This is a genomic window from Microcoleus sp. B4-D4, from assembly GCF_036705185.1.
GTDB lineage: Bacteria > Cyanobacteriota > Cyanobacteriia > Cyanobacteriales > Microcoleaceae > Microcoleus.
In genome coordinates, this window is sequence record NZ_JAUBTX010000003.1 from 256428 (window position 1) to 277728 (window position 21301).

15 protein-coding genes and 1 pseudogene are annotated in these 21301 nt (G+C 44.0%); 9 read left to right on the forward strand and 7 right to left on the reverse strand.

The annotated features are described in order from the left end of the window. Nucleotides 1-171: 171 nt before the first annotated feature. The 5 genes from QUB13_RS04350 to QUB13_RS04370 all read right to left on the reverse strand — a co-directional run bounded on the left by QUB13_RS04350 (nt 172) and on the right by QUB13_RS04370 (nt 12404). A complete protein-coding gene (locus tag QUB13_RS04350) occupies nt 172-2262 on the reverse strand; it encodes a hybrid sensor histidine kinase/response regulator (protein ID WP_333379274.1) in 2091 nt (696 codons plus the stop codon). Between the two features lie 7 nt (nt 2263-2269). Further along, nucleotides 2270-2977: a chemotaxis protein CheB gene (locus QUB13_RS04355; protein WP_333379277.1), complete on the reverse strand. Its 708-nt coding sequence runs from the start codon at nt 2975-2977 to the stop codon at nt 2270-2272. Continuing rightward, on the reverse strand, nt 2949-3776 hold the full coding sequence (locus tag QUB13_RS04360; protein ID WP_194011494.1) for a CheR family methyltransferase: 828 nt from the start codon (nt 3774-3776) through the stop codon (nt 2949-2951). Before QUB13_RS04360 ends, QUB13_RS04355 begins: the two co-directional genes overlap by 29 nt. Nucleotides 3777-4139: 363 nt before the next feature. Next, entirely contained in the window at nt 4140-9956 is a 5817-nt protein-coding gene (locus tag QUB13_RS04365; protein ID WP_333379280.1) for a HAMP domain-containing protein, read from the reverse strand. 393 nt (nt 9957-10349) lie between these two features. Next, nucleotides 10350-12404 (reverse strand): FAD-dependent oxidoreductase, encoded by a 2055-nt coding sequence (locus QUB13_RS04370; protein WP_442922130.1) that lies wholly within the window; start codon nt 12402-12404, stop codon nt 10350-10352. Nucleotides 12405-12590: 186 nt separating this feature from the next. Here QUB13_RS04370 and QUB13_RS04375 point away from each other — a divergent pair, with 186 nt between their 5' ends. The 5 genes from QUB13_RS04375 to QUB13_RS04395 all read left to right on the forward strand — a co-directional run bounded on the left by QUB13_RS04375 (nt 12591) and on the right by QUB13_RS04395 (nt 15986). Continuing rightward, nucleotides 12591-13112: a hypothetical protein gene (locus tag QUB13_RS04375; RefSeq protein ID WP_333379284.1), complete on the forward strand. Its 522-nt coding sequence runs from the start codon at nt 12591-12593 to the stop codon at nt 13110-13112. Nucleotides 13113-13457: 345 nt separating this feature from the next. Beyond that, nucleotides 13458-13628, forward strand: a complete 171-nt coding sequence (locus tag QUB13_RS04380) for a hypothetical protein (RefSeq protein ID WP_333379286.1) — start codon at nt 13458-13460, stop codon at nt 13626-13628. 115 nt (nt 13629-13743) lie between these two features. Further along, a complete protein-coding gene (locus QUB13_RS04385; RefSeq protein ID WP_333379288.1) occupies nt 13744-14256 on the forward strand; it encodes a hypothetical protein in 513 nt (170 codons plus the stop codon). Nucleotides 14257-14348: 92 nt separating this feature from the next. Continuing rightward, a complete protein-coding gene (locus QUB13_RS04390) occupies nt 14349-15113 on the forward strand; it encodes an HpcH/HpaI aldolase family protein (RefSeq protein WP_333116130.1) in 765 nt (254 codons plus the stop codon). A 204-nt stretch (nt 15114-15317) separates the two neighbouring features. After that, complete coding sequence (locus QUB13_RS04395) at nt 15318-15986, forward strand: 2OG-Fe dioxygenase family protein (protein ID WP_333379290.1); 669 nt, start codon at nt 15318-15320, stop codon at nt 15984-15986. 119 nt (nt 15987-16105) lie between these two features. Here the strand turns inward: QUB13_RS04395 and QUB13_RS04400 are convergent. After that, nucleotides 16106-16429: pseudogene (locus tag QUB13_RS04400) on the reverse strand (Uma2 family endonuclease); the annotation flags it as partial. A 113-nt stretch (nt 16430-16542) separates the two neighbouring features. Here QUB13_RS04400 and QUB13_RS04405 point away from each other — a divergent pair. After that, nucleotides 16543-17121: a Uma2 family endonuclease gene (locus tag QUB13_RS04405; RefSeq protein ID WP_333379293.1), complete on the forward strand. Its 579-nt coding sequence runs from the start codon at nt 16543-16545 to the stop codon at nt 17119-17121. Between the two features lie 96 nt (nt 17122-17217). Here QUB13_RS04405 and QUB13_RS04410 read toward each other — a convergent pair whose 3' ends face one another. Next, nucleotides 17218-18585 carry an ATP-binding protein gene (locus QUB13_RS04410; RefSeq protein ID WP_333379295.1) on the reverse strand — a complete coding sequence of 456 codons (1368 nt, stop codon included), beginning with the start codon at nt 18583-18585 and terminating at the stop codon, nt 17218-17220. A 253-nt stretch (nt 18586-18838) separates the two neighbouring features. Here QUB13_RS04410 and QUB13_RS04415 point away from each other — a divergent pair, with 253 nt between their 5' ends. From QUB13_RS04415 to QUB13_RS04425, 3 genes are all read left to right on the forward strand, one after another. After that, nucleotides 18839-19276 (forward strand): hypothetical protein, encoded by a 438-nt coding sequence (locus QUB13_RS04415; protein WP_333379297.1) that lies wholly within the window; start codon nt 18839-18841, stop codon nt 19274-19276. A 66-nt stretch (nt 19277-19342) separates the two neighbouring features. Next, nucleotides 19343-19768, forward strand: coding sequence for a hypothetical protein (locus QUB13_RS04420; RefSeq protein WP_333379299.1), 426 nt, complete (start codon nt 19343-19345; stop codon nt 19766-19768). Beyond that, nucleotides 19738-21282, forward strand: a complete 1545-nt coding sequence (locus tag QUB13_RS04425; RefSeq protein ID WP_333379301.1) for an ABC transporter ATP-binding protein/permease — start codon at nt 19738-19740, stop codon at nt 21280-21282. The genes QUB13_RS04420 and QUB13_RS04425 overlap by 31 nt, the downstream gene beginning before the upstream one ends. Nucleotides 21283-21301: the final 19 nt, after the last annotated feature.

The window sequence follows — 21301 nt, forward strand, 5'->3', positions numbered from 1 at the left end:
AAAGGGGGATATGGGGAGAGGGATCGGGAGAAAGGGGGAGAGGGGGAGAGGATTTGAGGATTTGAGGATTTTTGATGTGCCGCCCGATCGCCCAATACAATTTAAATGCAGTACAACTTACCAAATCCGGCTTAGATACCCCGTCGCTGTCGATCGGCGATAGTTTTACTCTCAGGCGGTTTCAACCGCCGAGTCCCTTTGAGCCTCGGATCTGTGGCCTTTTAAATTGAATGATGCAACAGCTTTGAGGCCCACCGGATTTCTGAGGATTCCTGCGAGGTTGGCAATTCCTGCAATTAACTTAGTTACCTCAACAGGTTTAGATAAGTGCATCTGGAAACCAGCTTCCAGCGCTTGTCGGCGATCGGACTCTCTCACGTAAGCAGTCAGGGCGATCGCAGGCATTTTTCGCTCGCGCAGCACTTCCATTTCTTTCACCCGCGCGATTAACTCATAGCCGTCTGCTTGCGGCATTCCAATGTCGCTCAGCAGCACATCCGGCCAAAAACTCTCCAGTGCAGCTAGAGCCTCGGCCACCGATGCCGCCGATCGCACCACAGCTCCTTCCTCTTCGAGTACAGCAATCAAAAAGTCCCGCGTGTCATCGTCATCATCCACCACCAGCAATTGCAAATTAGCCAAAGTTGGCAGAGCCTCTGACACCTCATCGAGTTCAAAGCAATCATCAACAGCACCTTCCCCGTTTCCCTCAACAACTGGCAGAAAAACCGTGAATTTCGCACCCTCGCCCGCATTATTCTCTGCCCTAACGTTACCGCCGTGCTGTTCCACCAAGTGACTGACGATCGCCAATCCCAGCCCCAAACCCCCGTAAGACCTCGTTGTGCTGCTATCAGCTTGGCGGAAGCGATCGAAAACATAAGGCAGAAAATCAGGATTAATACCAATTCCGCTATCAATTACCTGAATTTGCGCCTCATCGCCCACTAACTCCAACCGCACATCTACTTTACCCCCTTCAGGAGTAAACTTAATCGCATTAGAAAGCAAATTCCAGACTACTTGCTGCAAGCGATCGCTATCGCCTATAACTTTACCAACCTTTGAGTCAGCTTGAAATACTATCACAATTGATTTTGTCTCTGCCAACGGTTTCAGAGAATCAATTGCCATTTCAATCACATTTTTTAACTGAATCGGATACAAATTAAAATTTAATTTTCCGCGCAGAATTCGCGAAACATCTAAAATATCTTCAACGAGTTGCGCTTGAGATTTAGCATTGCGCTCAATAGTCTCTAGAGCTTTATCAACCGTTGCTTGGTCAAACTTTTTTGCCCTAAGCAGCCTAGACCAGCCGAGAATCGCATTTAAAGGAGTACGGAGTTCGTGGGAGAGAATAGCCAAAAATTCATCCTTCATCTGGTTAGCTCTCTCAGCTTCTTGCCGCGCCACCTGTTCACGGATTAGTCGGCCGCGCTCTTCCTCTGCTTGCTTGCGGTCTGTGACATCTCTAACCGTACCAACGTGACCGATCAGTTTTCCCAAATCCGAAAACATTGGCGACGATTGTACGTTAATCCAACGCACATCTTCGTTATCAGCTAATCGAAACTCAGTCGAATATTCCTGACCTTCTTTAATCCAACCAGACCAATCTGCTACTACGCGATCGCGGTCTTCAGGATGAACCGAACGCTGCCAAACTGACACCAAACTTTCATCCAAAATTAACCCGGAAATCTCTTCACAGCGGGGATTCAGGTAAGTACAGCGACCTTCAACGTCAGCTAAGTAAATTCCCAGGGGCGAACAAGCACACAAAGTACGAAATCGCTCTTCACTTTTACTTAGTTCATTATTAACAGCAGCTAACTCTGTTGCTTGTCGCTTCACCTCAGCAGTTTTTTGGAACAATTCCACAAATACCTGCACCTTCGATGTCAATATTTCCGGTTCCAACGGTTTGAAGAGGTAATCCACCGCGCCCAGAGAATAACCTTTAAATACGTGGGTGTCATTACTGCTGAATGCTGTGATAAAAATAATCGGAGTCGATCGCGATCGATCTCTAGAGCGAATCATTGTTGCTGTCTCAAATCCATCCATTCCCGGCATCTGCACGTCAAGCAAAATTACCGCAAAATCTTGATGAAGCAGACATCTCAGAGCTTCTGCGCCTGAATTTGCCTTGACTAAATTATAAGACTGGTTCTTCAAAATAGCTTCCAGAGCCACCAAATTTTCTGAGCGATCGTCAACTATCAGGACATTTACTCGATCTTCGGGCTGCACATTCATAAATTTTTTAATTTTTAATTGTTAGCAAGTTGACCAAACAGGGAGCGATTTGAGAAAGGGGTAAAATCCAGTCTACTTCAACATTTGCGATCGCAGATGCAGGCATTGTCCGGCAAAAAGCAGAAGCCGGTTCCTCCACAAATGTCAATCCTCCTTCAGCTTTAATTTTTGCCAGCCCAGCAGTACCATCAGAACTAGCTCCCGTTAAAATTATGCCAATAGCGCGCTCCCCAAAGGCATCAGCAGCAGACTCAAACAGCACATCGATAGAGGGCCGCGCGTGGCAGACAGGAGCATCAGTTGATAGTGCAAATGTAGGAGAAACCCGACTGAGGATTGGGGATTTTGAATTGTCGATCGGCTCCACCGCCGCGCTCTTCCATGCTGTACCGTCGTTTTCATCAATGCTCAACTTCTCCACCCAAGGCAATTCTATGAGCAAGTGATAGTCAGCGGGAGCCAAGTAAACCCGGCCAGGTGCGATCGGCTCTTTGTCCTCGGCCTCCGTGATTTGGAGAGAGCTTTTCTGTTGTAAAAAATCAGTAAGCCTGTTGGGAGAAGTCTTATGGCGGTGTTGGACAATAACCACAGGTAAAGGAAAACTTTGTGGCAAATCTCCCAGCAGGACAGTCAGAGCATCTAGCCCTCCCAAAGACGTGCCAACAACCACTATCTCAAAAATATTTTTATTTAATTTTGCGGTAGATTTTGTCACTTCTTTCAACTGCTTCATAGTTTTTTTCATAAGGTGTAAAAGTGAGAGACTCCTGATGTCCTAATCCTAAAACTCCAAACATTCCCAAACTCTCATAAAAAAGCTTGTGTACCCGCTCTTGAAGCTGTGAATTGAAATAAATCAGCACATTGCGGCACACAATTACATTAAATTCATTAAAAGAAGTATCTGTTGCTAAGTTGTGGTGAGCAAAGACCATGTTATCTTTAAGTGAAGACCCAAAAATAGCATTTTCATAGGCAGCAGTATAATACTCAGAAAACGCTTTCTTGCCCCCTGCTTGGTGGTAGAGCTGCGTATATTCTTGCATTTGTTTCAAAGGAAATATACCAGCCTTGGCTGTTTTTAACACTAATTCGTTCATGTCGGTAGCATAAATTCGACAGCGATCGTACAGCCCTTCTTCTTGCAGCAAAATTGCCATAGAATAGACTTCTTCTCCCGTTGAACATCCAGCGTGCCAAATGCGAATAAAAGGATAAGTACGCAGCATCGGTACTACTTTTTTTCGGAAACTAATGTAAAATTTAGGGTCGCGAAACATCGTAGTTACATTAACAGAAACATCCACCAAAAAACGCTCTAAACAGGCAGGATTGTGGAGTATCTTTTCCTGAAGTCCAGAGACCGTGGTGAGCCGTTCCGAGCGAATAGTGTTCCAAATTCGACGCTTGATAGACGCAAGAGCATAATTACGAAAATCAAATCCGTAATAGCGAAATATTCCCTCTAGTAGGAGTTGAATTTCGATTGTTTCAAGTTCATGGGTTTCGGACATTAGTAATTGTTTGTTGACTGTTGACTGTTAACTGTTGACTGTTGATTGTTGACTGTTGATTGTTGACCGTTGACTGTTGACTGTTAACTGTTGATTGTTAACTGTTGATTGTTGACTGTTGACTGTTAACTGTTGATTGTTAACTGTTGATTGTTAACTGTTGATTGTTAACTGTTGACTGTTGACTGTTGACCGTTGACTGTTGATTGTTGACTGTTGACCGTTGACTGTTGACTGTTAACAACTAACAACTGTCAACTGCTTTCCTGTCAACTGCCAACTAACAACTGCCAACTAACAACTACCAACTGCCAACTGCCAACTGCCAACTGCCAACTGCCAACTGCCAACTGCCAACTTATTTCATCTATAAAGCCAAACGCGCAGCAGCGAGAGCAATTGTTCCGTATCAACAGGCTTCGTGATGTAGTCAGACGCTCCAGCTTCGATACATTTTTCCCGATCGCCCTTCATAGCTTTCGCAGTAAGAGCAATCATTGGCAGCGAACCGAATTGAGGCATCTTGCGAATTGCTTCCATTGTCTCGTAACCGTCCATCTCCGGCATCATCACGTCCATCAACACAATATTTATATCAGGCGTATTTTGCAACTGAGCAATACCCTCTCGGCCGTTTTCAGCAAACACAATTTGCATTAGATGGCGCTCCAGCATACTCGTGAGGGCGAAGATATTCCGCACGTCGTCGTCAACAATCAAGACTTTTTTGCCAGCGAGTGTCGAATCTGTTTGATACAACTGTTCTAGCATTTGGCGCTTCGGTTCCGGCAAATTTGCTTGGACTCGGTGCAAGAACAAAGCAGTTTCATCCAACAGGCGTTCGGGCGATCGCACATCTTTAATAATTATTGTTTCCGCCATGCGCTTGAGTTGAGTTTCTTCGGTTCTCGTCAACTCTTTGCCCGTATAAATAATAATCGGCAAACTTTTCAAACTCGGCTCTTGCTTGATCTGCTCGATCAGTTCAAAACCAGTCATATCTGGCAGTCCCAAATCGAGCACAATGCAGTCAAAATGCCCCGCCTTCAAAGTTTCTAGCGCCTCTGCACCGCTACCCACAGCCGTCGTTGAAACATCGTGATTGCCGATTAAATCCACAATGCTAAGACGTTGCGTTTCGTTGTCTTCCACAACTAGCAAATTTTTCACGGGGCGCTCCACAAAACCCTTAATATCAGTCAAAGCTTTGCTCAAAGCCTCATGACTGACAGGCTTTTGTAAATACGCGATCGCCCCTAACTGCAAACTGCGCTGCCGCCCTTCTTCAACTGATACAATGTGAACCGGAATGTGGCGCGTAGTTGCGTCGTGCTTCAGGCGATCGAGCACAGTCCAGCCATCCATCACAGGTAAATTTAGATCCAGCATAATCGCAGTTGGCTTAAACTCTCGCGCCATAGCCAAACCGATATCGCTCCGCAAAGCAACCAAAGCTTTAAAACCCTGTTCCTGCGCCATATCCACCAGAATCCGAGCAAAATTGACATCATCCTCGATAATCAAAAGGATGCGATCGCCACTCTCAATATTTTCTCGGTCATCAGATATTGTAACCGACGGATAAGGCGCGATGGGCAAATGGAAATTCGGCGAAGGAACAGTCACAGAAACACCAGGCGGCAACTGGGGCGTTGGGTTGTCGGTTCCAGAATCGCGATCGTTCATTATGCCAGATTCTTGATAAGTTTGCGGCAGATAAAGCGTGAATTTACTACCCTCACCAGCGCGACTCGTCAACTTAATTTCTCCCCCTAACAGATTAGCAATTTCTCTACTAATAGACAAACCCAAACCAGTGCCCCCGTATTTCCGGCTAGTGCTACCATCAGCTTGTTGGAAAGCCTCAAAAATAACCCTGTGTTTGTCAGCAGAAATCCCAATCCCCGTATCGCTAACCGAGAAAGCCAAAACAGTAGCCGAACTCGTTAAAGCTTCAATCTCTAAACTCCACCCTTCCCGCACTACTTCGACACGCAACTTCACCTCACCCCGTTCAGTAAACTTAAAAGCATTAGAGAGAAGATTCTTCAAAACTTGTTGCAGCCGTTTAGCATCAGTATAGATACCTTTTGGCAACCCAGCCTCAAGCTCTATTTGATAACTCAACTTCTTATCCAGAGCGATTTGGCGGAAAGTTCGATCCAAATGCTCTCGCAAATCCCCAAACAAAACTTGCTCAATATCCACCGACATCGTGCCCGATTCAATCTTAGCAAGATCCAAAATGTCATTAATCAGCTCTAACAAATCAGTTCCCGCCGAATAAATAGTGCGCGTGTATTCAACTTGCTTAGAAGTCAAATTGCCGTCAGGATTATCAGAAAGCAATCGAGCCAAAATTAACAGCGAATTCAGCGGAGTTCGCAACTCGTGAGACATATTTGCCAGAAACTCCGACTTATACTTAGAAGTTAGAGCCAACTGTTCGGCTCTTTCTTCCAGCAACGCCCTCGCCTGTTCGATATCTCGGTTTTTCCGCTCAACTTCCTTATTTTGCAGCGCCAACAATTCAGCTTGTTCTTCTAATTCTTCATTCGTTTGTTGCAACTCTTCCTGCTGATTTTTTAATAATTCCTCAGATGCGCGGAGCGACTGCGCCTGTTGTTCGAGACGCTTGTTAGTTTCCGTTAGTTCCTTTTGCTGAGTTTGCAACTCTTCTGTCAAAGACTGCGACTGTTTTAATAACTCTTCCGTCCGCATACTCGCCGCAATTGTATTTAAAACAATCGCGATACTTTCTGTAAGTTGGTCGAGAAATGTCAAATGTATTTCGCTGAAACGCCGGAACGAAGCCAACTCGATTACGGCCGTCACTTGTCCCTCAAACAAAACGGGTAAAACCACCACATTCAGCGGCGCAGCTTCTCCCAGTCCCGAGCTAATTTTAACGTAATTGTCCGGTACTTCCGTCAACAGGATTCGTTCTTTTTCCAGGGCGCACTGTCCCACCAAACCTTCGCCTAAATTGAATCTATTTCCTAGATGCTTGCGTTCCCGGTAGGCGTAGGTACTTAACAGTTTTAGGAACGGATCGTGTTCTACAGATTCCATCAAAAAGAATACACCATGCTGAGCAGAAACCAGCGGTGTCAGTTCAGATAAAATTAGTTTAGAAACAGTTTCTAAATCCCGCTGACCTTGCAGCATTCGAGTGAACTTAGCCAGATTTGTTTTCAGCCAATCTTGCTCAGTATTTTTATGCGTTGTCTCCCGGAGATTGGCGATCATCTGGTTGAGATTATCTTTGACAACGGCAACTTCTCCTTCAGTAGCGACGGAAATTGACCTCGTTAAATCGCCTCTGGTAACAGCAATTGCGACTTCGGCGATCGCCCGCAACTGAGTAGTCAAATTCGCCGCCAATTCATTCACATTGTCCGTCAAATCTCGCCACGTCCCAGCCGCACCGGGAACCTTCGCCTGACCCCCCAATTTTCCTTCAATTCCCACTTCCCGCGCCACTGTAGTAACTTGATCGGAAAACGTCGCCAGCGTATCGATCATCTCGTTAATCGTATCAGCCAGAGTCGCAATTTCTCCCTTAGCTTCCAGGATTAATTTACGCTTCAAATCGCCATTCGCCACCGCCGTCACAACTTTAGCAATACCCCGCACTTGCGCCGTCAAATTCTCCGCCATCGAGTTTACATTGTCGGTTAAATCTTTCCAAGTCCCCGCAACTCCTTTTACTTCAGCTTGACCGCCCAATTTACCCTCAGTTCCCACCTCCCGCGCCACCCGCGTCACCTCAGAAGCGAAGGAATTAAGCTGATCCACCATCACGTTAATAGTATCTTTCAACTCCAGAATTTCGCCTTTAACATCAACGGTAATTTTCTTAGACAAATCTCCATTTGCTACCGCCTTCGTCACTTCCGCAATATTCCGCACCTGCGCCGTCAGATTCCCGGCCATCAAATTCACTGAATCAGTTAAATCTTTCCAAGTTCCCCCTACCCCGCGCACGTAAGCTTGCACGCCTAATTTGCCTTCGGTTCCTACTTCCCTAGCAACTCTGGTTACTTCTGAAGAGAAGGAACTCAACTGATCCACCATGACGTTAATCGTGTTTTTCAGTTCGAGAATTTCCCCTTTGACATCGACGGTAATTTTCTTGGATAAATCGCCATTGGCTACAGCGGTTGTCACTTCAGCAATGTTCCGAACTTGTGCTGTTAAATTCCCGGCCATCGAGTTAACTGAATCTGTTAAATCTTTCCAGGTTCCTGCTACTCCTCTAACTTCTGCTTGCACGCCTAATTTCCCTTCTGTTCCCACTTCCCTAGCAACCCTAGTTACTTCTGAGGCGAAGGAATTTAACTGGTCAACCATCGTGTTGACAGTGTTCTTTAACTCTAGGATTTCACCTTTAACATCAACAGTAATTTTCTTAGATAAATCGCCATTTGCTACAGCAGTCGTCACCGCCGCAATATTCCGCACTTGCGCCGTCAAACTACCGGCCATAAAGTTAACACTATCCGTTAAATCCTTCCAGGTTCCTGCTACGCCTCGGACATCCGCTTGACCGCCGAGTTTACCTTCCGAACCTACTTCCCTCGCCACCCGCGTTACTTCTGAGGCGAAGGAATTAAGTTGATCCACCATCACGTTAATGGTGTTTTTTAGTTCTAAAATTTCGCCTTTAACCTGTACCGTAATTTTCTTAGATAAGTCACCGTTAGCAACAGCAGTCGTCACATCAGCAATGTTGCGGACTTGGGCTGTTAAATTGTTGGCCATCGAGTTAACAGAATCAGTTAAATCTTTCCAGGTTCCTGCAACTCCCTGGACTTCGGCTTGTACGCCTAATTTGCCTTCGGTTCCTACTTCCCGCGCCACTCTGGTTACTTCTGAGACGAAGGAATTTAACTGGTCAACCATCGTGTTGACGGTGTTTTTTAACTCCAGAATTTCACCTTTAACATCAACAGTAATTTTCTTAGATAAATCGCCCTTAGCCACAGCGGTTGTCACATCAGCAATGTTGCGGACTTGTGATGTCAAACTGCCGGCCATGAAGTTAACGCTATCAGTTAAATCTTTCCAAGTTCCCGCAACTCCTTTAACTTCTGCTTGACCGCCAAGTTTACCTTCGGAACCAACTTCTCTAGCAACTCTGGTTACTTCTGAGGCGAAGGAATTTAACTGATCCACCATGATGTTAATCGTGTTTTTCAGTTCAAAAATTTCGCCTTTAACATCGACGGTAATTTTCTTAGATAAATCGCCATTGGCTACAGCGGTTGTTACTTCGGCAATGTTGCGGACTTGGGCTGTTAAATTCCCGGCCATTGAGTTAACTGAATCTGTTAAATCTTTCCAGGTTCCTGCAACTCCCTGCACTTCTGCTTGTACGCCTAATTTGCCTTCGGTTCCTACTTCTCTAGCAACTCTGGTTACTTCTGATGAGAAGGAACTCAACTGATCCACCATGACGTTAATCGTGTTTTTGAGTTCGAGAATTTCTCCTTTAACATCGACGGTAATTTTCTTAGATAAATCGCCATTGGCTACAGCGGTTGTCACTTCGGCAATGTTGCGGACTTGGGCTGTTAAATTACCGGCCATTGAGTTAACTGAATCTGTTAAATCTTTCCAGGTTCCTGCTACTCCTTCCACTTCTGCTTGTACGCCTAATTTGCCTTCGGTTCCTACTTCCCTAGCAACTCTGGTTACTTCTGAGGCGAAGGAACTCAATTGGTCTACCATTGTGTTGACAATTTTGGCTGTTTGAAGGAATTCCCCTTTGAGTGGTCTTTCTTCTATTTCTAGGGGGATGGTTTGCGATAAATCTCCTTTTGCTACGGCCCGAATTACTCTGGCGGTTTCTGAGGTTGGTTGCACTAAATCTGTAATTAGGGTATTGACAGAATTGACGCTAGCTGCCCAGGAACCTTCAACGTTGCCGATGGTGGCCCGCTGGGCGATTTTGCCTTCTTTGCCGACAACTGCGCCGATGCGATCGAGTTCGGCGGCCATTCTCTGATTGAGTTCGATAATGTCGTTAAGTTCGTCAGCAATTTTCCCGGCTAGACCTGTTTGGTCTATGGGCATCCTAGCTGAGAAGTCTCCTTTTTTGACAGCTACTAAGGTTCTGAGTAGCTGTTTGGCATAAACATTATTTGGATTGGGTTTTGTTAGTTCTGCAGTTGACATTACTGTTACCTTTGGGGAGTTGGAATGGGTTTGGCGCGGCTCGAAGGCGTTGGTGGTGGAAGATATCTGGCTTGCGGGCGGCAAGCGTCGCTCTAATCAGTTTTTTTGAGATGGTATTGTTATTGTTTGACTAAATTAGTGGCTGATTGCTTCTGTCAAAAGGTTGATGGTAAATTGGCATGGATCGGGTAATATAATATCCTGTTGATTTACCGCAATAAGTAAGGTTTGTAGTGCGGAGTTTAGTCCGCAGCCGGAGAACGGAGGGTCGTCCGCACTACGAACCTCAATAAGTAAGGTTTGTAGTGCGGAGTTTAGTCTGCAGCCGGAGAACGGACGGTCGTCCGATCGCGCGATCGGTGTTTATGATAGTAATCTACTTACCAAGTGCGATTATTTCCAATTTTGCCACGAACTATTGAAGATAGAAGTACCCGGAAATGCGATCGGGTTTTTATCTTGCTGCAACCGCAATTGCAAAGCCTCTAAATTCGGCTCGCGGGCGGGTAATTCGTCTACTAATTCATAGGGTAAAATCCGATTTTCTAGGGAAAAAGCAGCGGTAATGCCCGCCGCAGCGCCGGCAGACCATTCAAAAGAATGCACTCGATAAGCCGCCGCCGCTGTGTGGCTAGTAGCAATACTTTTACCCGCAACTAACATATTATCAATTTTTTGAGGGATCATTGCCCGCAGCGGTATTTGGAACGGATAAGCTTGTCCTTGGCCTTTGCGAGTGCCTTCGCGTTCGGTGTTTCCCGGCGCTTCCGGCGGGCTGTTGGTCATGCAGGGGTGAAAGTCGATCGCGTAATGACCGATACCCACACTATCAGGATAAATCCGGGCGCGCGATCGAGATTTCGTCTCCTCAACAGACTGAGTTCCCACCGCCAAAGCCGGCGCGTTCAAACCACCCACAGCCAACCACAAATCTCGGTATTCTTCTTCCGACAAATTCTCGCGGTAAAAATCAGTCCTAAAGTCAGTCCGAGACATATCAACTTCCCACACTGTAAAACCTTGAGGTTGAGTCAAAGTCGGCCGCCCAACAATCCGCCTGCCTTCCCGCATATAAGGATATTTAGAAAGTCCGTGAACAGTCCCCATCGGCGTATCCAAACCGCTCAAAAAACGATTGTTTGGATAAGGCTTTTTCACTCCATTACCTAATTGCGAGTCAGTAGTTCCTGCTACCAACCAGTAAAAAAAACCTTTAGCATTTTCTTCGCCACGGCGCAAAGTTTCTGTTCGCAAACCACCCATCCATGCGCCCGGTTGCAGTTGACCGTTAGCCTCCAATTGCGCGCGAGAATAAATTAAATTATCCTCAGCAGAACCGGGACGGTAGTCATTCCCCCAAGTCCAGTTTTGCATGGAAATATCCCCAGGATAAATCGGGAATTTCTTGGGGTCGGAAGGGCGCGGCTCATCCGGTCTCATGGTTTTAATTTGGCGGTAGCTGAAAACTAGCGGAAAGCTGGCTAATCTCGCCAGTTCGTAACTGTAGTAAGGAGCGTATTGTTGATAGAAAGACGGCATTTGATGCTGCTGCGGTTCCTTCGTTGCTTCCATCGCAAAGGTGTAGGTAAAACCTTGTGTGCAGTAAGGGTCGCCTTCGGGGCTGGCGGAGGAAGGTTCGAGAGGGGAACGCGGGTCAATTCCGAGGCGGTAGGGAACATCGGCAAGTCCGATTAATTCGCCTGTTTCGGTAGCATCTACAACGAACCAATCTGCACCTCTAGGTTTTGAATTTGATTGGTTAGGTGGTTTGGGAATAAACCGAATAATAGTTTTGTTAAATCGCGCCGAATTTTCGTAGCGATAGGCATCTTCGATGGTTTTAGACAGGGTTTCGGTGTTGATTGGCGGGGTGTTTTGGGCGGGTTTGTGTTGAATGGCGATCGCACTTTTAATTTGTTGTCCGCCAACGGCATTCTCCGCCACAGCCGGAGTAATTGCTAGTTCTTTAATTACGGTATTAGGAAACCATTTCAGCTTACCATTGCCTTTTTTGGCAGCATCTTGTAAGATGCCAAATAAAATTTTGTGGCCGTCGTAGGGCATGAAACAGGAATAGCTAACCCAACAGCCGCCGGGATTTAGTCTCCCGTAATGTTCTTTGATTCGCCGCCGCAATTCTAGGTAGCCGCGGGGGTAAAATAAGAGCGATCGCTGAGTTTCTCTTTCATCGAGTGCGGAAGTTCCTTGGGAGGAAATTTGACCGCCTACCCAGTCAGTAATTTCCGTGATGCAAACGGTGCGCCCCGCCAGCAAACCTTCGTAGGCGGTAGCCGCACCTGCAAGCCCGCCGCCTGCTACGAGAATGTCGCAAGTTTCCTCTTTGTCGGGATTGCGAGTCGGTGCGGCGAATGTTGGGGTAATAACTGAGATTGAGGTAATTAGGCTGAGGGTGAAGGTGACGAGCGATCGACCTTTGAGCGAAAACATATACTTCGGAAGTTTCATCAGAAATTTTAGGTTAAATTTTAACACAAGTCAATACACTTACAGCCAATGACCAAAAAGTGAATGAATTTCTATAATACTGGTATTTCCCGGTGCGATCGGGGCGGTTTTTTTATTTTTGCGTAACATTACTTGCTACAACACCTTTTTAACATCAGGATTAACCCAATGAACAACCTAATTAGATTGTACAGATTATTGCTACCTTTTGATAGTTTAACAATTTCGACTAATTTAACTTATTCTGAAGTTTTGCAAAAGTTGGATAAAATTATTGAGCCTCCTCAAAAAATCAGAATGGCATGGCAGTTGCAGAAATCCCATAAACCTTATCAAGGAACATTTTCAAGAAACACTTTCAAAATCAGCCGTATCGTGTCTACTTACAGAAATTCTTTTTTACCCGAAATTACCGGGGAAATCCATCCTCAACCCTTTGGTTGTTCCATACAACTTAGCATGAAATTACACCTAGCTGTCATAGTATTTATGATTGTTTGGATGTCGCTGCCAGGTAGCATCGGGATGCTGGCATTATTAGTTTGGTTGGTCGAGCGCTCTGTCGGGCTAATATTTCTACCTCTTTTTGGAATGTGTATTTTTACATGGTTTTTGTCCCTAATTTGCTTTAAAATAGAAGCAAAAAAAGACATCAAATTCTTTTCACATAAATTCAAATATAGTAGTTGAGAACATAATTTTAGCAAAAATTACATTTTAGCAAAAATTACATTTTTTTGTAGCACTACCCAGCAATCAAAACTAACTCTAACAAAAACTTATGCAAGGTGAAACTCAGTTTCTCTTTCATCTGACTTGAATTGTCTAAATCATTTATTGATGCAGAAACCGCAGATGTCAGGCAGATAAATACAGATGCAACGCAGATAATTTTAAGATATTTTGGGAAGGAGTGCAATGCAGGTCGATCCAGTGCGGAAGTTCCCTGAGAGGAAATTTGACCAGCGAGTCGGAATTTCCGTGATGCGCGCTGTGCGCCACGCTAGCAAGCCTTTTTAACTGCCGATTAGTTGATTGTCTCGATTGCGAGTCGGCGCGGCAAATGTTGGGGTAATAGCTGAGATTGAGGTAATTAGGCTGAGGGTGAAGCTGACGAGCGATCGACCTTTAAGCGACAATAGATACCGTCGCAGTTTCATCGCTGGTTGGGGCATTAATCTTGACATCAGCGAAAAATATTCATAGCATTTAAATGTTTGTTTTGCAGTATACTGGTATTTTGCGGTGCGGTCACGGCAAAATTGTTTTATATAATCCGAATTAATACCATCTACCACTATCTAAAATCAGGAGCGAGCTTGTGCTCAAAATAGTCAAATTTTTTAGAGCGTTGATTTTTTTTGAGAGTTTAACAATTACGACAAGTTTAACTTTTTCTGAAGTTTTGCAAAGGTTGGACGAAGTTGTCACTCCTCCCAAACTTTTTAGAATCATTCTACCCTTCGCCCAGCCACCTGCAAAACCTTATGAAGGCACAATTTCGGGAAATACCTTCCAAATCAATCGCATTGCGATCGGCCGCAATTTATTTTTGCCAATTATCAAAGGAAATATCGATTCTCAACCGTTCGGTTGTTCCATCAAAATCAGGATGGTATTGCATAAAATCGTGCTAGGATTGATGATTCTTTGGCTGTGGACTACTGGCAGTATTGGAACGTTTTCTTTATTTGCTTGGTTTGTCGAACCATCGGTGGGAGCAATATTTTTGCCAATTCTAGGAATGTTTTTTTTGGCCTGGCTTTTGTGCTTAATTCCCTTTAAAATAGAAGCAAAAGCAGCCAAAAAACTTCTATCAATTCTTTTGACATAAATCAACTTATTGCTACTTATTCTGATGATCTATAAAATCTAAAAAAATTCGCGTCAATCCGCGTTCATCTGCGGTAAAAAACCATCAAATTTATGCGTCACAACCAACTCAAACAAAAAATCAAACAAGGCGAAACTGTTCTCGGTTTATTCATGAACTGCGCCTATCCCGCATTCATAGAAATCTGCGGTCATGCTGGATTTGATTTTGCCGTCATTGACATGGAACACGGCCCGTTGCACCCGCTTGCTGCTGAAGATTTGTGCCGCGCGGCAGACTGCACCGGCATTGCACCGATTGTTCGCGTCCGCAAAAACGACGGGCCGCAAATTCAACGAGCTCTCGACATCGGCAGCGCGGGCGTTCAAGTACCTCAAATTGAAAGCAAAATTGATGCGGAAATGGCTGTCAAAAGTGCTAAATACAGTCCTCTGGGTTCGCGCGGCCTTTCCTTTGCTACGCGGGCGGGACTTTACACCGCCGCAGGTACAAATATCACGGACAAACTCAACGAAGAATCGTTAGTTGTGATTCATGTCGAAGGTAAAGGCGGTATCGAGAATCTGGCAGAAATTGTTACTGTGCCGCAGGTTGATGTGATTTTTCTGGGGCCTTACGATTTGTCGCAGTCGATCGGCATTCCCGGCCAAGTGCGCGATCCCCGAGTCATCGACATGATGCAGGAGGCGGTACAAACCATCCGCAGTGCAGGCAAAGCGGCGGGTACTTTTGCCGAAAACCCCGAAATCGCCCAGCAGTGGATTGATGCTGGCGTTCAGTACGTTGCACTTGGGGTGGATGTGGCCGTCTTCCTGCGGGCCTGTCAGTCGCTGGTGAAAGCGGTCGATCGATTTTAGATTTTAGATTTTAGATTTTAGATTTAGATTGCGGGAATGAATTCCTGTGCGCGTCGCTCGAATATCGTTTGCCATCTTTACGATATCTTTGCAATTTTTGTATTTTTTTTGATGACACTTACAAAAAACCTAAGCTAGACTAGAAACATACACCTCCTTAAGGCAAAAATAGGGAGGGGAGCAAGGCTTCAGGGAGAAAAATATATGAAAACGGTATTAGAATCCATTCATTTGGATTATGCTTTCATGTTTACTTTCAAAAAAGTAAACTCGATTAAGCTAGAAGGTTTCAAGGAGTTTTTTGACGATATGCCTGTCGATCCGTATGTCAAAGGTAAGTATCGTTCGAGAAGATTGTCGCGGTTTGCAGTCAACGGAAATGATTTAGTTAAGTTACCTCACGGCTATTTGTTTCAAAGTAAAGAATACAATCCGGTGGTGGGCGATATCAGGCGGGAATTTGCCGAATTGGACGATCGGCTAATTGCCTTTGATAACTTCAAACAACTAATTTTTGCTTTTTTCGACTCCTGCAAAATTCACCCGGAAGCTGAAATCGGAGTGCATCAAATCAGGACGACTTGTTCGCCGCACAATTTTGGCAACCCCGCACCGGAAGGCATTCATCAAGACGGTACTGATTTTATCGGGATTTTCTCGGTCGATCGCACTAATGTTGTGGGCGGCGAAACGCATTTGTATTTGGCTAAAAAAGAGAAGCCTGTTTTTAATAAAGTTCTGCAGCCGGGAGAGTTGTTGCTGGTTGACGACCACCAATTTTTCCACTTTACTACGCCGATTAAACCGGAATTGGAAGCGGTGGGAACCAGGGATGTCTTTGTGCTGACTTCTCCGAGTTTGCTGATCGATTGAGGAGAGTTGGGAAATTGGGCGTCTTTCGTTCGATCGTTCGGAATGCGAGTCCTCTCTCTGGCGTTTAGTCGAGTTGCAAAAGTCAAATTGACTCCCCTTATTCCCCCCTTATTACAGGGTGGAGCCATGTATTCCCACCAAAGTACATAAGAGCGGCGAAAACCGTCGAGAGTTGCTGGTATGTTGGGCGCATAAAACCAATCCGGTGTTTCTGCGCCTTTCTCTGGCGGGTCGGTTTCTCGCCAGTAAATGCCACAATCTTGCCCGATCGCATATTGTCCCTCTGGATGCAGTCGCTCGACAACTGGCCCGATCGAATCTGTCAGAATGATGCTCTGGGGATGCTCCTGAAAATTTTTTACAAATCTACCGTCTTCGTCTGGCAGTTGGGTATGGTCGGGGAATGCAGGAGGAAGATTTGTAGCAGTTATTGTCTCATTCATAGCCTTTTCCGTGCAGTTATTGTTCATTGTACTGCGAAATTTTAGAGCAATCTAATTTGAAACTTTAGCTAATATTCGCTAATATGGAAAAGCGATCGTAAAAGGTAAGTCAAATGGTTGTCGCAATTTCTAAAGCAGGATTGGGTACAGGTGCGGCTTTTCTGTCAAACGTGACATGGGAGACTCTGGAAAAGTTGGATGCAGATTTGGCGGACACTGGGGCACATTTAACTTATTTGGATGGGTGTTTAGAAATTATGGCTCCTTTTTCTGAGGAACATGAAGAATCTAGAAACACTTTAGATCAGCTTTTAGAAATGTATATGCGGACGAAGGACATTCGTTTTTATGCCCGTGGTAGTACAACTATCGGGATGAAGGAGTTGGGTGCACGGAAGGAACCAGATGAGTCTTACTGTTTGGGTACGCGCAAGTCGGTTCCAGATTTGGCGATCGAGATAACAGTGACGAGTGGTGGAATTGATACGCTGGAAATCTATCGTCGGGTGGGTGTGCGGGAGGTTTGGTTTTGGGAGGATGGGGTAATTTCGGTTTATTGTTTGCGTCCAACGGGGTATGAGTTGGTGAGCAAGAGTGAAGTTTTGCCGGAGTTGGATTTGCGATCGATCGAGTTTTATTCGCGGATGGCGGATCAATATGATGCGGTGAATGCTTTTATGCGATCGATGTAGAAGTTGAGAAGCTACTATATAAACCCGGCGGTTGAAACCGCGTCTACACAAACAAAGTCTGCCTCCGCAGACTAAGAAATATAAAGGGGTGGAATGTTACTTAGATTGAATGTATTGTTGAAATACACGATTAATCTGAAACTTGGATCGCCCTCCTACTAACACTTTTTCCACTAAGCCGCGTCGGGCTAAAGATTGTATGGCTTGCCAAAATTCAGATTTGGATAATTTACTGTCAGCAGGTTGTTGTGAAATATCTACAGCTTCATCTTGAGTTGCTAACCAGTAGCTTACCTTGTTTTCGGATTCCGATAAACGCTCTAAGTGAGATTCTAAAAGTGACTCTAAATCGCCTAAGTAAATATCATTTTCATCTGCTAAAAACCGGGAAGCGCTAGCGTCAAATAATTCGATAATTGTTGAGGCGATGATATTTAGCCAGGAAGGATGACCTTGATAAATGCCGATTAAGTCTGGCCATTTTTCCTCATCTGTCAATTCTTTTTCTCTAAGAATTTCTGCCGCTTGTTCTCCTAACCCTTTGAGGTGTAAGGTTTGTGTAGCTTTGTTTCCGGCTTCTAAAGCAGTTATTTCTCTGGGTTTTTCCCAACTGAGGAGGATTAAACAACTCTGATGAGAGGATGTGGCAATTTGTTTGAAAAATTTGCCGTAGTCTTCATAGTCTGTTAAATATTGACCTGCTAATTGATTGCTTTTAAAAATATTCTGTACGTCATCAAGGATTACTAAACAGCGAGAAGATCGAAAATAATCGATGATTGTGGGTAATGGGGTTTGTGGCGATCGCCCAAAAGATTGCTTGAGTTCGGTTTGGAGGGTTGAGAGTGTGGGAGTGTGGCTGAGGCTGCGCCAAATAATGTAATCAAATTCGGTTTGAGTTTGTTCGATGAGTTTGAGGGCGATCGCACTTTTGCCGATTCCACTTAAGCCGCAGACGGTAATCAGGCGGGTGTGGGCTTGTAATATCCATTGTTTGAGGGTGGAGAGTTCTGAAGTGCGATCGTAAAAGCTGGTTAATTCGGGTGCGTCTGTTAAATCCATGATTGGGGATTGATTTTTATTTTGGGGAGAATCTGGGGGATTGGGCGATTGTGTTTCTGCATTTTTAATATTTTGTATAAATTGACCACAAATAACATTATCAATTTGTAATAAAGAGTCATGTAAATGAGAAATGTTAGAAACCCTATATTTTTTCTCTACCTTGGAACGAAAATTTAATTTATTAAGGTCTTTTCCTAACTCCTCACGCAACTTTTCCCATAACTTAGCAGCTTCTTTTTTAACGTGAGATTCACTACAATTAAACTCTTTAGCTATTTGAGGATATTTTTGTCTTTGCCAAACACCGGATAGTATTGCTTCCTGTAGGGGTGTGAGATTTTCTCCAGTTTTGTCAAAAATTGAATTATTCGCCCATTCTACGACATCTTCAACATTCATGCGTCAGGGTTGAGTGAGGTTGAGTGAACTATATCCTACTAAATCCTACTTTGTCAACTGAATTATACCAACTTATACTAAATTGGTTAAGGATAGTTAGAAAACTTGGGTGCTAAATCCGACCGTTTTGAGTTGTCATATTTTATCTAAAGTATTGCAAAATAAAATTAGAGTATATGCTATAATTCTATCTATAGTTTTACTCATATCTATCTAGCGTGCGTAGATTCTGTAAATAAAAGCTCTAACGATTATGGAAGTTATCACAAAATCTTACCAACCTTGGCTCGAAAAATGGCGCAACCATCGCTTTCAAGCTATTCTGTTAATATGTTTCTTCCTCTGGACACCGCTCCTAGTTTTGGAAACTTTGCAGGTGCAAAATTCTTGTCATCCGATGATTAATTGGTCTAATGATTTACCACCAGAATGCCAATCTAAACAACTTAAGGTTAATAAACCTGTGATTGCCGAAAAAACTCCTCATCGAGGAGAGGAGCAACCCAAAAAACCGATTCAGGAATCATTAAAACAAATCATAGACTCTGCCAAACAGCATCCTGATCTTACTGGAGCAAGTATTGGAATTGCTTTTGCAACTGGTGCAGCCCTCGCTAGTACACCTTTAGTTGTTACCGTAGGAATTGGTATTGCTCTATGGTTAGCTATCAGAACAGCCCTTTCTCCTTAAAAAGCTAAATCAAAGCCTGATCTAACTTGTTCACCATAACTTTCTTTAAGGAGCGATTTACTAAAAATGGAACCTGTTTCTAATGAATCTCAACAACCTTCTAACCTAGCACATAATCCCTTAAATACTGATTCGCAAGTTCTTCCTTCTGCTACAGGGCAACTTCAGCAAAATTCAAATAGCCCAGAATTCCCATCGTTGTCACTAAGCTTTTTGGGATGGCAAATTTTAGCAGGTAGATGGGCTGTTCTGGGAATTGTAGTAGTTGCTACTGCGTGTACATTTTTTCTCTTAACTAAAGGAAGCGAATTTTGCTTCTTCAGCACTTGTAGTATGGGCGATACTGGGGGATCTATTGCTAATAATTTTTGGGGATTTTTAGGGGGGACAGCAACTCTAATAATCCTCACTAATGTGTTTGGTGTCGCGCTCGTTCCTGCTGTTGCTGCGGCAATGGGAATTTGGTTCTTGATGCAAATTTCACTTCATTAATTTCTGAGAGTAATATTACTTTTTTCCCAAATATGAATCTAGTTGAAGTTGATAATGTCTCGAAATCATTCTACAAAGGGTTTGGTGTCAATCAAATCATTAAGGATATCAATCTAACGGTAAAGGAAAATGATTTTATTGTTTTGCGCGGTGAAAATGGAGCAGGCAAATCTACATTACTTAATTTAATTCTCGGGCTATTAAGACCTAGTAGTGGACAGATTAAACTGATGGGACTTGCACCAGATAACTCTTTTTCTAAAATTTTCTTGGGGGTAGTTTTGCAAGACACTCAAGTTCCCCGAAAAGTCAAAGTTAAAGAATTAGTTGATCTCCTGCGAAGCTATTACCCCAACCCTCTTTCAAGGGAAGAGATCATGAATAAAGTTAATCTCACATACAAGGAAGATGCTTGGGCGACTGATTTATCTGGGGGGCAAAAGCAGCGACTCTACTTTGCTCTCGCTTTGGCAGGAAATCCTCGGCTTCTCATCCTTGACGAGCCAACGAGGAACTTAGATGATAAAGGCTATGAAGAATTCTGGAAGCAAATAAAACTTTGTCGCCAACAGGGAATCACCATTTTGATGGTGACAAACAATAAATCGGACTCGGATAAACTGGATACTTTAGCTACTCGGTACATTACTCTGCACAACATCTCTGAATCTTCGCAAAAAATCCAATTAGTTGAAGAGTTTGGGATTGCTAAATCAGAAGAAAAGTTAGATTCTGTTGCCGTCCCTGAACCAGTGATAAATAAATCCGATCCTGTCAATCAAAACATTTTGGCAATTATCAAAAACCAGCTTTTTTTTGAAATACTACAATTTATTCGGACTCCTCTGTTTCTCCTTGCCACTCTCAGCTTACCAGCTTTTGTCCTCCTATTGCAATTTATACCTAATATAACAGAAGATTTTGAAAGACAAGCTATAATTTATATTTCTGGAATTATATTGTTTCTAATTGTTATTGAGCGTATCGGCAAACGAATTGCTGTTGAGCGCTCTGAAGGATGGCTGAAATTGTTGAGGACGACACCTTTACCCCCAGTCGCATACATAGTAGCAAAGATAGGGACAGCCCTCCTACTTTGTACCGTCAGTCTCATACTAATTTTTGTGCTGGCAAGCTGGCAACTGCAAATAACAGGCGATCCTAGTTCCTGGTTAGTTATCTTCATCTGCCTAATTCTGGGTATTATCCCCTTCGCAATTCTTGGTCTAGCACTGGGATATTTGATCGAGCCCAGAAGTGCTGATTCTATCCTCAGCTTATCGTTAATTGTTGTTGCTCTAACCTGCGGAGCATATCCACTTTCTGAGTCACAACTTGTACAAAATTTGATGGTACTATCGCCATTTTACCATTATCGAGAGTTAGTTTTTTGGGCGGCAAAATTGAATTACGATAATCAGATACTTCTACACTTTTTGTGGCTGATTTGGAGCTGTGGCGTGTTCGGATTAATTGCTACTTGGTCATACCAGAAAGATCAAGCAGTTCAGTAATTTGTTTATCATCAACACA

Excerpts from the sequence above, each read along its gene's own strand:
- QUB13_RS04350 (WP_333379274.1), bottom strand. The coding sequence starts at position 2,262 with ATGAATGTGCAGCCCGAAGATCGAGTAAATGTCCTGATAGTTGACGAT.
- QUB13_RS04360 (WP_194011494.1), bottom strand. The coding sequence starts at position 3,776 with ATGTCCGAAACCCATGAACTTGAAACAATCGAAATTCAACTCCTACTA.
- QUB13_RS04365 (WP_333379280.1), bottom strand. The coding sequence starts at position 9,956 with ATGTCAACTGCAGAACTAACAAAACCCAATCCAAATAATGTTTATGCC.
- QUB13_RS04370 (WP_442922130.1), bottom strand. The coding sequence starts at position 12,404 with ATGTTTTCGCTCAAAGGTCGATCGCTCGTCACCTTCACCCTCAGCCTA.
- QUB13_RS04375 (WP_333379284.1), top strand. The coding sequence starts at position 12,591 with ATGAACAACCTAATTAGATTGTACAGATTATTGCTACCTTTTGATAGT.
- QUB13_RS04390 (WP_333116130.1), top strand. The coding sequence starts at position 14,349 with ATGCGTCACAACCAACTCAAACAAAAAATCAAACAAGGCGAAACTGTT.
- QUB13_RS04395 (WP_333379290.1), top strand. The coding sequence starts at position 15,318 with ATGAAAACGGTATTAGAATCCATTCATTTGGATTATGCTTTCATGTTT.
- QUB13_RS04405 (WP_333379293.1), top strand. The coding sequence starts at position 16,543 with ATGGTTGTCGCAATTTCTAAAGCAGGATTGGGTACAGGTGCGGCTTTT.
- QUB13_RS04410 (WP_333379295.1), bottom strand. The coding sequence starts at position 18,585 with ATGAATGTTGAAGATGTCGTAGAATGGGCGAATAATTCAATTTTTGAC.
- QUB13_RS04415 (WP_333379297.1), top strand. The coding sequence starts at position 18,839 with ATGGAAGTTATCACAAAATCTTACCAACCTTGGCTCGAAAAATGGCGC.
- QUB13_RS04420 (WP_333379299.1), top strand. The coding sequence starts at position 19,343 with ATGGAACCTGTTTCTAATGAATCTCAACAACCTTCTAACCTAGCACAT.